The organism is Rhodoferax aquaticus, assembly GCF_006974105.1.
GTDB lineage: Bacteria > Pseudomonadota > Gammaproteobacteria > Burkholderiales > Burkholderiaceae_C > Allorhodoferax > Allorhodoferax aquaticus_A.
In genome coordinates this window covers 2,432,944-2,445,699 of the sequence record NZ_CP036282.1, presented here as the reverse complement: position 1 = coordinate 2,445,699, position 12,756 = coordinate 2,432,944, and the positions used below count along the sequence as shown (strand labels likewise).

General features: G+C 57.5%; 9 protein-coding genes and 1 pseudogene. 9 read left to right on the top strand and 1 reads right to left on the bottom strand.

Annotation, left to right across the window (positions count from 1 at the left end; translation table 11 throughout):
• Positions 1-12: 12 nt before the first annotated feature.
• Positions 13-1,734 carry a SulP family inorganic anion transporter gene (locus tag EXZ61_RS11245; protein WP_237218934.1) on the top strand — a complete coding sequence of 574 codons (1,722 nt, stop codon included), beginning with the start codon at positions 13-15 and terminating at the stop codon, positions 1,732-1,734.
• 99 nt (positions 1,735-1,833) lie between these two features.
• On the opposite strand, the pseudogene EXZ61_RS11240 reads toward EXZ61_RS11245, so the two are convergent.
• A pseudogene (locus tag EXZ61_RS11240) lies at positions 1,834-2,086 on the bottom strand (IS3 family transposase); the annotation flags it as partial.
• Between the two features lie 268 nt (positions 2,087-2,354).
• Between EXZ61_RS11240 and tssH the strand changes: the two are divergent.
• From tssH to EXZ61_RS11200, 8 genes are all read left to right on the top strand, one after another.
• On the top strand, positions 2,355-5,057 hold the full coding sequence (tssH, locus tag EXZ61_RS11235; protein ID WP_142811857.1) for a type VI secretion system ATPase TssH: 2,703 nt from the start codon (positions 2,355-2,357) through the stop codon (positions 5,055-5,057).
• Positions 5,058-5,182: 125 nt separating this feature from the next.
• Positions 5,183-5,701, top strand: a complete 519-nt coding sequence (tssB, locus tag EXZ61_RS11230) for a type VI secretion system contractile sheath small subunit (RefSeq protein ID WP_142811856.1) — start codon at positions 5,183-5,185, stop codon at positions 5,699-5,701.
• 48 nt (positions 5,702-5,749) lie between these two features.
• Positions 5,750-7,243, top strand: coding sequence for a type VI secretion system contractile sheath large subunit (gene tssC, locus EXZ61_RS11225; protein ID WP_142811855.1), 1,494 nt, complete (start codon positions 5,750-5,752; stop codon positions 7,241-7,243).
• 33 nt (positions 7,244-7,276) lie between these two features.
• The gene (locus EXZ61_RS11220) at positions 7,277-7,759 is read left to right on the top strand and encodes an Hcp family type VI secretion system effector (protein WP_142811854.1); all 483 of its coding nucleotides are present in this window, start codon (positions 7,277-7,279) and stop codon (positions 7,757-7,759) included.
• A gap of 93 nt (positions 7,760-7,852) precedes the next feature.
• The gene (tssJ, locus tag EXZ61_RS11215) at positions 7,853-8,353 is read left to right on the top strand and encodes a type VI secretion system lipoprotein TssJ (RefSeq protein ID WP_142811852.1); all 501 of its coding nucleotides are present in this window, start codon (positions 7,853-7,855) and stop codon (positions 8,351-8,353) included.
• 33 nt (positions 8,354-8,386) lie between these two features.
• The gene (gene tssK, locus EXZ61_RS11210; protein WP_142811850.1) at positions 8,387-9,730 is read left to right on the top strand and encodes a type VI secretion system baseplate subunit TssK; all 1,344 of its coding nucleotides are present in this window, start codon (positions 8,387-8,389) and stop codon (positions 9,728-9,730) included.
• Positions 9,730-10,008: a PAAR domain-containing protein gene (locus EXZ61_RS11205; RefSeq protein WP_142811847.1), complete on the top strand. Its 279-nt coding sequence runs from the start codon at positions 9,730-9,732 to the stop codon at positions 10,006-10,008. Before tssK ends, EXZ61_RS11205 begins: the two co-directional genes overlap by 1 nt.
• A 16-nt stretch (positions 10,009-10,024) precedes the next feature.
• Positions 10,025-12,730, top strand: a complete 2,706-nt coding sequence (locus EXZ61_RS11200) for a type VI secretion system Vgr family protein (protein WP_142811845.1) — start codon at positions 10,025-10,027, stop codon at positions 12,728-12,730.
• The last annotated feature ends 26 nt before the right edge of the window (positions 12,731-12,756 follow it).

The following is a 12,756-nucleotide window of genomic DNA, read 5'->3' as shown; positions in this document are numbered from 1 at the left end:
GGCGGGCTACGCATGCAATTCTTGCCACCTTGGATCACGCAGTACAAACGCCAGCTTTTGTGGACTGACGTGTTGGCGGGGCTCATAGTGGCAGTCTTGGTCATTCCGCAGAGTTTGGCCTACGCACTGCTGGCAGGCTTGCCACCCCAGGCGGGCCTGTATGTGAGCATCTTGCCTGTGCTGGTGTACGCCTGGGTTGGCAGCAGCATGACGCAGGCGGTGGGGCCCGTGGCTATCACCGCCATCATGACCTATGCCGTGCTCAGCCCCTTGGCGGTGCCCGGCAGCAATGCCTACATCGCGTTGGCCGCAGCCTTGTCGCTGTGCTCGGGCGTGTTGATCTTTGTCTTTGGCCTGCTTCGGCTGGGCTTTTTGTCGCAACTGCTGAGCCGCCCAGTGGTCAGCGGCTTTATCTCGGGCTCGGCCATTTTGATTGTCGTGAGCCAGCTCAAGTTTTTGCTGGGTGTGCAGATTCCTGCGGGCAACACATGGCATACCTTGCAGGCCTTATTGGGCTCCCTCAGTTTCGTAAGTCCTGTAACAGTGCTGCTGGGCGGCTCTGCCTTGGTGTGGCTGCTGGTGTGCCGCTGGCGCCTCGTATCTTGGGCCCAGCGTGTGGGGACCTCGCTTGCGCAAGCTGAGTTTTTGCTGCGCGTAATGCCTTTGGTTGTGCTTGCCCTCGCTGTGGCCTTGGTCGTGGGGTTTGATCTTGACCATACCCACCAAGTGGCGGTGGTGGGCCCAGTGCGCGAAGGCGGTGCAGGCTTCCAGTTCTTTGTGCCTAACTGGGGCACCTTGCAAACCTTGGCCGCCCCTGCACTGGTTTTGGCGTTTATCGGGACGGTACAAAACATCACCATGGCGCAGGCTTTGGCAGCAAAGCGCCGTGAGCGCGTGGATGCCAACCGCGAGTTGGTGGGTTTTGGGCTTTCCAACGTCATGGCAGGGTTCTATGGCGGCATGCCTGTGGGAGGAGGTTTGTCACGTTCAGCCATCAATGTGTCGGCAGGGGCCCAAAGCCCATTGGCCAGCCTTGTTGCCGCAGTCGCCATGCTGTGCATGGTGCTGCTCGGCACCCACTGGTTGGAGCGCTTGCCTCTGGCGGTACTGGCCGCCAGCATAGTGGTCGCCGCCGTAGGCATGATCGAAGTCAAGGCGTTCTGGCAAGCCTGGTCTTATGACCGGGCCGACGCGATGGCGCTCTTGGGTACGGCTCTTGGCGTGTTGGTGTTTGGTTTGGGCTTAGGTGTTGCCATCGGCATAGGGCTGTCTTTGGCCACGCTATTGGTGCGCGCCAGCACGCCGCACATTGCCGTCATTGGTCGCATACCTGGGACCGAGCACTTTCGAAACATTGAACGCCATGGTGTTGAAACGATAGATTCGGCCTTGTTTTTGCGGATTGACGAGAGCCTGTTTTTTGGCAACCTCAGCGCTGTCGAGGCAAGGCTCAGTGCGGAGCTTGTCAAAGCACCCCTCACCCAAGATGTGGTGCTCATCATGAGTGCGGTGAATCGGGTGGACACCACGGCGCTGGAGGTGCTTACCGACATCAACCGTGACTTGGGGGCTAAGCACATGCGTTTGCACTTTGCCGAAGTCAAAGGCCCAGTGCAAGATCGCTTGGTTCACTCCGCTTTGTGGAAGGGACTCAGTGGCCGGGTCTATTTGTCGGTCCATGCCGCATTTGAGGATTTGCAAGCTGCAGCAAAAGTCAAGGCAGAGCTGGCCTAGGGGCATACGAGCGTCGGCTGGTATTCCAAGGGACTGAGTGAGCCCAGAGAGCGCTTGAACTGCCGCATTCTTTACCTCCGGTGGGTGTTGAACATTCGGTGCACGCCCGACAATGCGCCGACGAACCTCGGGGTGGAGCTCTTCAATCCAAGCGGTAAGCAACTACCGGCATGGGGATCCCAGTGCATCGGGTGTACACAACCTGCAAGTCCCGATTCCGTTCGTACTCTCGATACCAACCCTTGAGTGAATTCTTCGTCGGATAGGCCAACTGCCGAATGGTCGGTCTGGTACGTTTGCCGTGTTTGACGTAGAGCTTGACCACCCGAATTCGCTCTTCGTATGAAGACATGAACTACCTCCAAGTAGTCCCAGTTATTGTCCGCACCCCCATACGAGATCTCTTGAATTTATCCCCCGTTTTGAGAAGCTCAAATCCCTGTTCAGACAGAAAAGATTGGTACTCAAACGCCGTGGCTGCAGTCGAGAGATCCGCGCCCAATTGCAAATAACCTTTTGCAATTCGAAGTCCAAAACCCGCGCAGAATTCCCTGACAAAAAGCGTGTTTGCTTGTTTCCGTCCGTCGATGGAGACCGCAGCAGAACGGGGAAGGACATGCGTGTACATCGCTAGAAAAAACTTATTTGGAAAACTTAATTTAGTTTTGTTTCGTGCCATTGAATCGGCCACAGCATTTGCAAAAATTCGTGGGAATCCCTACGTGGAGCTAGTGCACTGGATTCATCAGCTGTGGCAGATTCCGGGAAATGATTTGCACCTTGTGCTTACCCGTTACGGCATCGAGTCTGCTCAGATCGAAAGGGACCTATCCCTCTCCTTGGGCACTTTGCCTGTTGGTGCCAGCAGTCTCAACGACTTCAGCCATCACATTGAGATGGCAATTGAAAGAGCCTGGATGGTTGCAAGTCTTTCAGCAGGTGATTCGCGTGTCAGAGGTGCATGGTTGTTCGCGGCCTTGTTGCAGACACCTGAGCTGCGAAAGGTCATTCTGGGTATCTGTCCCGCTTTGCAAAAGATCCCGGTCGCGCAGTTAGATTCCGACCTCGCCGCCATCATTGCAGCCTCCAATGAAGAGGGGATTCAGTCTCATCAAGAGGCCCAGCTTCCCGCCGCAATCCCGGGGGAGGCGAGTAGTGCCCTAGCTTCACAAGAGGATCAAAAAGGAGCGCTAGGAAAATACTGCGCAGATCTCACGCAGCAGGCCCAAGAAGGGAAGATAGATCCCGTCATTGGGCGCGAGCATGAGATTCGCACCATGATCGACATTTTGCTTAGGCGACGACAGAACAATCCCCTTTTAACAGGCGAAGCTGGCGTAGGAAAAACCGCAGTCGTCGAGGGGTTCGCGCTGGCAATTGCTGCAGGATCTGTTCCTCCAAGTTTGCAGCACGTCAGATTGCTGAGTCTGGACGTAGGCGCACTTCTTGCTGGCGCTAGTATGCGTGGCGAGTTTGAAGCACGACTCAAGGCCGTACTCAAAGAAGTAGCTGAATCTCCACAAGCGATCATCATGTTCATTGATGAGGTGCACACGCTATTGGGGGCGGGTGGGCAATCCGGTTCAGGCGATGCTGCCAACTTGCTCAAGCCAGCACTTGCGCGTGGAGGTTTGCGAACCATTGGGGCAACTACTTGGGCTGAATACAAGCGGCATATTGAGAAAGACCCGGCATTAACACGTCGCTTTCAGGTCCTCCAAATCGCGGAGCCCGACGAAGCAAGCGCCATTCAAATGGTGCGCGGTATGGCACATGTGTTTGCAAAACATCATGGCGTGGACATTCTGGACGAGGCGATCAAAGCAGCTGTCAAGTTATCACACCGTTACATTCCCGCTCGTCAATTACCTGACAAGGCAATCAGTCTTCTGGACACAGCCTGCGCCAGGGTTGCAATGTCAATCCATGCTGCGCCCTCAGACGTTAAGGCACTACGAACGCATCTGGAGGCCGCGCAAACAGAAAAAAATTTGCTCCAGCAAGAAGCGGATTACGGGCGGCACAACGCAAATGGTCTTGTTGGTATTCAGTCTTCAATTGCAAGCGCTCAGGAGCAGTTGACGATACGAACCGCGCAATGGCAGGCCGAGCGCAATGTCTGCCAAGAAATTTTGAACACCCGTAAGTTGCTCAACGCGACAAAAGATCAGGCGGAGAAAGAGATCCAACTTGAGTTGCTGAAGCAACTGGAACAGACACTAGCCCAGCTGCAAGGGGAGTCCCCTTGCGTCTACTTCCAAGTCGATGAACAAATCGTTGCTTCTATCGTTGCAGACTGGACCGGGATACCTGTCGGTCGCATGGTGCGTGATGAGCTTGCGACGGTCATGGGATTAGAGGGGCAGCTTAGAGAAAGGGTCGTTGGGCAAGACTGTGCACTGTCCCTTATTTCTGAACGGGTTAAGACCGCAAAGGCCAAGTTAAGCGACGAAGGTAAACCGCTCGGAACATTTCTCTTGGTCGGCCCGTCAGGAGTGGGCAAAACGGAAACCGCTCTGGCGTTAGCGAAAGCTGTTTACGGCGGTGAACAAAACCTAATCACCATCAACATGAGTGAGTACCAAGAGGCTCACACCATATCCACTCTCAAAGGTTCTCCACCTGGATACATAGGATTTGGAGAAGGCGGTGTCTTGACAGAAGCAGTGAGGCGCCGGCCTCACAGCGTCATCCTGCTCGATGAAGTGGAGAAGGCGCACCCGGACGTCCATGAGCTCTTCTATCAAGTTTTTGACAAAGGCTGGATGGAAGACGGGGAAGGACTGGTCATTGATTTCAAAAACACGCTCATTCTTTTGACAAGCAATACGGGGGCAGACCTCATCGATTCACTTTGTGATGACCCATTGCTTTCTCCCAGTTCCGAAGAGTTAGCCGATGCCCTGCAGCCAGAACTCCGAAAAGTCTTCCCTGCTGCGTTCCTTGGCCGGCTTCAGATCGTGCCGTATTTGCCATTGCATGAAGAGGTACTGCAAAGAATTGTTCGCTTGCAAATGCGCAAGGTAGCGGATCGCTTGCAAGCGCAACACGCCATTGAACTGGTCTACACCGATCAGACGGTAGAGCACATCGTCGCGACCTGCGGCACTCACGAAACAGGTGCGCGCCGCATTAGCCAATTCATTGAGCAACACATTGCAACTCAATTGGCGCAACTTTGGCTCCAGGCCATGGATGAACGAATCACGCTGAGCCAGATACAGGTCCGGGCCGCATCTGAAAACAGTGCCTCTGACAAGGGGCGTGATTCCTTGCAGCTTGCGCCCAGAGCAGGACTGCTCGTGCAAGCAAAAGTCGGCTAAGCCGTCGAAGCAATCGTGAATCAACAAATCCATTCGATCACCTTGACTACCCACCAGGGTAGTGAATTTTCCAGACCAAAAGTGGTGAACCGGTCTTCTATTTCCAACAACCATGAGGAATCTCTATGAGTGCCAGCAACAGCAGTCAAAAGTTCATTGCGCGCAACCGTGCCCCGCGCGTGCAAATTGAGTACGACGTCGAAATTTACGGCAGCGAAAAGAAAATTGAATTGCCCTTTGTGATGGGTGTCTTGGCAGATCTGTCAGGCAAGCCAGTCGAACCTTTGCCTGAAATTGCTGAACGCAAGTTCCTTGAAATCGATATCGACAATTTTGATGAGCGAATGAAAGCCATCGCTCCCAGAGTGGCGTTCAGCGTGCCAAACACCCTCACCGGCGCAGGGCACGTCATGGTCGACATCACGTTTGAGAGCATGGATGACTTTTCGCCTGCCGCGGTCGCTCGCAAAGTGGATGCCCTCAAGCAACTGCTGGATGCACGCACACAGCTCTCAAATTTGCAGACCTATATGGACGGTAAGTCGGGCGCGGAAGACCTGGTTCGCACCCTTCTGGGTGACCCATCACTCATGAAAGCCTTGGCAGCGAGCCCCAAGCCAGTGGCCGAAGCTGCAAACGCCTGAAGCCAAGCCATCTAGACGTCATCCCATCACAAGGAAAAGGACCAAAACATGACGACACAATCAGCAGTCGCAAGGAAGCAAACCGAGTTTGCAGATCCAGATGTATTCACCGGCCTACTGGACCGTGAATTCAAACCCAAAGGTGTTGAGCAACGCGACGCAGTAGAGGCGGCAGTGCGCACGCTGGCAGGGCAGGCGCTAAGCAACACCGTCACTATGAGTGACGACGCCTATGCCAGCATTGAAGCCATCATTGCCGAAATTGATCGCAAGCTCACAGCGCAAATCAACCTGATCCTTCATCACGAAGACTTCCTGAAGCTCGAGTCCGCCTGGCGCGGTCTGTCTCACCTGGTCTCGAACACGGAGACCGATGAGATGCTGAAGATCCGATTCATGGACATCAGCAAGACCGATTTGCGTCGCACCATGCGCCGCTTCAAAGGTGTGGCCTGGGATCAAAGCCCACTCTTCAAGCGGCTCTATGAGGAAGAGTACGGACAATTGGGCGGAGAGCCCTACGGCTGCCTCGTTGCCGACTACTTTTTTGATCACACCCCGCCTGATGTTGAGCTGCTCGGTGCCATGGCAAAAATTGCCTCATCCGCACACGCGCCCTTCATTGCTGGTGCTGCTCCGTCCACCCTGCAAATGGACTCTTGGCAGGAGCTCGCCAACCCGCGCGATCTGGCCAAGATAACCGGCAACCTCGAACATGCGGCGTGGAATTCCCTGCGCGAAACGGAAGACGCCCGCTACGTTGGTTTAGCAATGCCGCGTTTCCTGGCGCGCCTCCCCTATGGCGCCAAGACGAATCCGGTCGACGAATTCAATTTCGAAGAAGACACCGAAGGCGCAGACCACAAGAACTACGTGTGGAACAACGCTGCATACGCTATGGCGGTCAACATCAACCGCAGTTTCAAGATGTATGGTTGGTGCACCATGATTCGCGGCGTCGAATCGGGCGGCACGGTTGAAAACCTGCCTTGCCACACCTTCCCGACAGACGATGGTGGCGTGGACATGAAATGCCCTACAGAAATCGCCATTTCTGACCGTCGCGAAGCGGAACTTGCCAAGGCCGGTTTCATCCCCTTGATACACCGCAAAGGCACGGACCACGCCACCTTTATTGGTGCGCAATCCCTGCAAAAGCCGCAAGAGTACATGGACGCCGACGCCACGGCCAATGCCAATTTGTCGGCACGTCTGCCTTACCTCTTTGCCAGCACCCGTTTTGCGCACTACCTCAAGTCCATCGTGCGCGACAAAGTGGGTGCCTTCAAAGAGCGTGAAGACATGCAGCGTTGGCTTAACGAATGGATCATGCATTACGTCGATGCAGACCCTGCCAACTCCAGCCAAGAGACAAAGGCGCGCCGGCCCCTTGCAGCGGCCGAAGTGGTTGTGGAAGAAGTTGAAGGCAACCCCGGCTACTACAGCGCGAAGTTCTTCCTTCGTCCCCACTTCCAACTGGAAGGACTGACGGTCAGTTTGCGCTTGGTCGCCAAGCTGCCGTCTGTCAAAGCATCTGCTTAACCCTAACTAGTCATTAACCAAAGGAAAAAAATCATGGCACAAGACATTTTTTTGAAGATCGCAGGCATTGACGGTGAGAGCCTGGACTCCGCCCACAAGAACGAAATCGATGTTCACAGCTGGGCATGGCAGATTCTGCAAGAGTCCAACATGCACCAAGGCTCCGGTGGTGGTTCCGGCAAGGCAACTGTCAAAGACTTGACATTCGTGCACGCCGTCGACCGCGCCAGTCCCAACCTGATGAAGTTCTGCCTCACAGGCAAACACATCACCGAGGCAGTTCTGGTGGTTCGTAAAGCGGGCGGTACTCCGCTGGAATACCTCAAGGTCACCATGAGCGATGTGGTCATTACCAACGTCCAACCCTCTGGCTCCAACCGAGACGAGGCGCTCTTGGAGCAAGTCAGCTTGTCGTTTGCCAAAGTGAAGCAGGAATACACCGTGCAAAACCAACAAGGTGGTTCTGGCGGCGCTGTTACCGCAGGCTTCGATATCAAGCTCAACAAAGAAGCCTAAGTGACTCGCTGCAGCGGCGCTAGCGTCTCGCGAATGCCGCTTTCCCCGGATGGGAGTTCCATCCGGGGTCTCCGATACCTGTGCAGGAAAACCATGACACGTACCTTGTTGCCACTGTGGCTCTTGTTGTCCTTAATCGTCGCGCCCTGTATCGCCCAAAACGCCAAGGAGCCCACCAAGCTCATGCTGATGGTGGAGGCCACAGCAGGTGCCAACCCTGATGACAGCCAACGGCCTTCACCCATCAAGGTACGAATTTACGAGCTCAAAGACAGTAGCGGGTTCATGGAGGCTGACTATTTCAGCCTGGACAAAAGCGACAAAACAGTACTCGCCGCCGACATGCTAAGCAAAGACGAATTCATTTTGCGTCCTGGCGAAATCAAAAAAATAGAACGCAAAAGCAACCCACAGGCGACAGCCATCGGTGTATTGGCAGGTTACAGAGACCTCCCCAACGCCGTCTGGCGCACCGTGTTCAAGCTACCCGAAGCACCAGAGGCAGCGTGGTACCGCGCCATGTTGCCCGCCAACAAAACAGTGCTGCAAATACAGCTACAGCCCCAGGGCATCGTGCTGACCGAGAAACCCTAGGCCCACTTCCGCTACGCACTGGACACCCCCATCATGACCTGGCAAAACAAAGTCACTTGGAGCGAAGGCCTCTTCCTGCGCCCGCAACTATTTCAACAACAAGAGCGCTACCTAGAGAGCTTTGCCCATAGGCGCGCTGAGCCACTGTCTCCCTTCTTCTGGGGCTTTGGCCAGTTCCGTATCGACCGCGAATCATTGACGCTGGGCAAACTCGTTCTGGCCACGGCCACCGGCCTGTTCCCTGACGGCACACCCTTTGATCTGCCCGGACAGACTCCGCCGCCTCCGCCCTTGACCCTGCTGCCAGAGCACCTGGAGCAAATCATCTATCTGGCGCTGCCCATTCGTACACCGAACGGGGAAGAAACCACCTTCGAATCCTCGCCCGGCTCGCTGGCGCGATTCAACGTCATCGATGCCGAGCTGCGCGATTCCAACTCTATAGGGCAAGGCGCGAAGATTGTTCAAATATCCCAGCTGCGCCTACAGCTCATTCCGCAGAAAGAACTCACCAGCGCCTGGATGGGGCTTCCGCTGGCCAAACTGACCGCACTGCGCTCAGACGGCAGCGCCGAACTGGACAGCACGCTCATCCCCCCAGTCAACCGCTATGGCGCCAGTGAACAGCTCACCCAATGGCTGGGGCAGTTGCACGGCACGACAAGACAGCGTGCAGACAACCTCGCACAGCGCTTGAGCGGAAGCGCCGGCAGTGGCGCAACCCAAGCTGCAGAAGTCAGCGACTTCCTCCTCTTGCAAATCCTCAACCGCTACGAACCCTTGCTCGACCACCTCATTCGGGTTAAAGAAACATCCCCCGAGCAAGCCTACATCCTGTTGCGAGGCATGGCTGGCGAGATATCCACCTTCATCCGAGTTCAGACGCGACGCCCCAACCCCCTGCCTGCTTACGAGCACCGCGACCCCTACACCAGCTTCAAAGCACTGGTCGAAGACACCCGCGAACTGCTCAACAACCTCCTGGTGCGCAGCGCCCAAAACATCCCGCTGCAAGAAAAGCAACATGGCATGCAACTCGCCAGCATGGACCCTCAGCAACTGCGCGGCTTCCACTTCCTGGTGCTGGCCGTTGCCGCCAACATGCCCGCCGAGCAACTGGCGCAAAACTTTACGGCCCACACCAAAGTCGCGCCAGCAGACCGCCTTCCAGAACTGGTGCGACTGCACCTGCCCAGCCTTGTCTTGCGCGTGCTGCCAGTGCCGCCACGCCAAATACCGTTCAACGCAGGCTACGTTTACTTCCAGATCGAACCACAAGGCCCCCTGTGGGAGCACATGCTCACCCACGGTGGCATTGGTTTGCACGTCGCAACCCAACTGCCGGGCTTGCAAATTGAACTATGGGGCGTGCGCTAATGGCACGCACCATCATCGTAGTGGGTGACCCTACCAGCCACGGCGGCACAGTAGTTAGCGGCTCGCCGACCCGTTTCATCATGGGCAAAGCCATCGCCCGCATGGGCGACAACGTGGACTGTCCGAAGACCTACCCCGGCGGAGCACCCCATGGAGTCAACCCCATCGTGGAGGGTGAATCCAGCTGCCTTATCGATGGCATTCCCGTCGCGCTCGAAGGGCATGCCACAGCCTGCGGCTGCACCCTCATAGGTACCGTCCCGGTCCGCCACGGATAAGCCACGGAGCTAAGCCATGCCCACCCCCAGTCTCACCAGCCTCACCACCCTCATCCCCGCAGAGCGCATCCTCACCATTAGCAGCGCCAGCCTAGAGGCCCAAGCCGGTCACGCCCAACTTCAAGCCGTGCGCTTGGAAGGCCACGAAGGCATCAACCAACTCTTTCGCTACCAACTCACCCTGCAAACCCCGGACACCCCGGTCCCGGGTGGCCTGGTAGAGCTGGACCTCCAAGCCCTCATGGGCCAGGCCATTAGCTGCCACATCCAGCTCGAAGGCATGGGCACGTTTGAGGCGGGCAGCATCGGTGGGGTCGTCAAGGGCCAACTCGCCACCCCCCACCAAGGCAGCGGAGTGCGCCAAATCAGCGCCCTCATCACCGCAGCCACCCTCATTCAAGAAACCCCACGCCAGCGCGTCTACCAACTCACCCTAGAGCCCTGGCTGGCCCAGGCCCGGCTCAAGAGCGACTGCAAAGTCTTCCAAGACATGAGCCCGGTCGCCGTGATCGAACACGTGCTGGCCAACTACCCCCAGCCCAGTACCAAAAGGCTCATAGAGAGCTACCCCGTGCGCGACTACTGCGTGCAGTACAACGAAACCGACCTGCAATTCATCACCCGGCTCATGCAAGAGTGGGGCATCAACTACCACTTCGAGCACAGCGGCGAGGCCCACCGTCTCATCTGGAGCGACCACAACGGCGCCTTCCAAATCCGGCAAGAAGACCTGCAACAAAACAGCGCTGATCCCGGCCTCAACCCCTACCACACCATCCCTTACTACCCGCTGGGGCACAAGACCGACCGCGAGTACATCCACCGCTTCAGCCCAGTGCAGCGCTTGACTGCCAGTGCCTACGCCAGTGCCGACTACGACTACACCCGCCCCCAGGCCAGCCTGGCGGTGCAAGCCAGCAGCGACCACGCAGGCAATCACCCGGCCCACCAGATCTACCTCTGGCGGGGAGCTAATAGCGGGGTGGGTGGTGGAGCAGGTGGTGGAGCAAACACCTCCCTCACTTCCTCCGACTACAGCCAGCCCAACGCCGGGGCCGGAGCAGGAGTCGACGCAGCCAACCACACCGAACCCCAAGGCCAACACCTGGCCCGGCTGCGCCTGCAAGCCCTGCGCCAAGGGGCCTTGCGTGCACGGGGAGCCGGCCACATCCGCGGCATCGTGCCCGGCAGCAGCTTCACCCTGGCCGAGCACCCCCAGACCAGCGCCAACACCGAATACATCGTCCTGCACACCACACTCGACATAGAAAACCCGAGTGAGCACAAGACAGGTAGCACCAACACCCAAGACACCACCCAAGGCCAGTGGCGCGTCCACACCGAATTCGAGGTCCAGCCCAGCACCATCGCGTTGCGCCCTGACGGCACACAGAGCAAACCCCTGATCCCCGGCCCCTTGAGCGCCTTGGTAGTCGGCCCCGCAGGGGCCAACCACCACACCGACTACCTCAGCCGCATCAAGGTGCACTTCCCTTGGGACCGACATGACGCGCGCGACCAACGCAGCAGCTGCTGGGTGCGGGTGGCAAGCCCTTGGGCGGGCAACCAGCTAGGGGCCATCCACATTCCCCGCATCGGGCAAGAAGTGCTGGTGAGCTTTGAAGGCGGAGACCCGGACAAACCCATCGTGATCGCCTCTGTCTACAACCAGAACAACCAGCCGCCCTGGGAACTGCCCGGCCAACAGGCCTTAAGTGGCATCCGCAGCCGGGAACTCACAGCCGGCCAAGGCAACGCCGCCGCAGGAAGAAGCAACCATGTGCTCTTGGACGACACCGCAGAGCAAATCCAGGTGCAAGCCAAGAGTGACCACCAGCACAGCCAACTCTCACTGGGCCACATCACCCGCATAGAGAGCGGGGCAGGCCGCCAAGAACACCGGGGTGAAGGCTTTGAGCTGCGCACGGACGGACACGGCGCTATCCGCGCCCAAGACGGCCTGCTCATCACTACCGAAGGCAGGCCCAACGCCCAAGGCCATGTCAAAGCCCTGAGTGAAACCGCTGCGCGTCTAAGCCAAGCGCAAGAGCAACACCGCAGCTTGGGGAACTTGGCCGCTCAGCACCAGGCCCAAGAAGCGGGGGAGGGGGCTGATCAAGGTGAAGTGGCAAGCGCACTGCAGATGCAGAACGACTCAATTACCGGCAAGACTGCCAAAGATACCGCCCACCCCGAACTCACTGAGCCTCACCTTGTCTTAGCCAGCCCAGCAGGCATAGAAAGCACCACCGCAGGCTCCACCCACCAGCACAGCCAGGCGCACCATGCCATCAGCGCAGGGGGCCATGTGAGCACGTCTACCGCCAAGAGTTGGCTCTTGAGTGCGAAGGAGACCATCAAGCTGTTCGCTTACATGAGCGGCATCAAGCTGGTGAGCGCCAGAGATGACATGGACATCCAAGCCCTCCAAACCAACATCCACTTGTTGGCCAAGATGGACATCACCATGACTGCGAACGAGGTTCACCTCCTCGCGCAAAAGAACGTGCTGCTCAACGGTTCGGGCAGCCACATCGAATGGCAAAGCGGCGGCATGACCGAAGGCACCAACGGCAGCCGGGCCGTGCATGCGGGGCAGCACGGCGTGGTGGGTGCGGCGAGTGTGCCGCTGCCCCCGCCGCAGTTCCCCTCTGGGGTCTGCAAAGAGTGCGTGTTGGCCGCAGCCAAGTCGGCCAGCGGCTTAGCCCTTGCGAATCGCTAAGCAAGCCCCAGCACCACCACCTTACG

What these genes read in the sequence shown, in the direction of transcription:
- EXZ61_RS11245 (WP_237218934.1), top strand. Translation starts at nt 13, where the DNA reads ATGCAATTCTTGCCACCTTGGATCACGCAGTACAAACGCCAGCTTTTG.
- tssB (WP_142811856.1), top strand. Translation starts at nt 5,183, where the DNA reads ATGAGTGCCAGCAACAGCAGTCAAAAGTTCATTGCGCGCAACCGTGCC.
- tssC (WP_142811855.1), top strand. Translation starts at nt 5,750, where the DNA reads ATGACGACACAATCAGCAGTCGCAAGGAAGCAAACCGAGTTTGCAGAT.
- EXZ61_RS11220 (WP_142811854.1), top strand. Translation starts at nt 7,277, where the DNA reads ATGGCACAAGACATTTTTTTGAAGATCGCAGGCATTGACGGTGAGAGC.
- tssJ (WP_142811852.1), top strand. Translation starts at nt 7,853, where the DNA reads ATGACACGTACCTTGTTGCCACTGTGGCTCTTGTTGTCCTTAATCGTC.
- tssK (WP_142811850.1), top strand. Translation starts at nt 8,387, where the DNA reads ATGACCTGGCAAAACAAAGTCACTTGGAGCGAAGGCCTCTTCCTGCGC.
- EXZ61_RS11205 (WP_142811847.1), top strand. Translation starts at nt 9,730, where the DNA reads ATGGCACGCACCATCATCGTAGTGGGTGACCCTACCAGCCACGGCGGC.
- EXZ61_RS11200 (WP_142811845.1), top strand. Translation starts at nt 10,025, where the DNA reads ATGCCCACCCCCAGTCTCACCAGCCTCACCACCCTCATCCCCGCAGAG.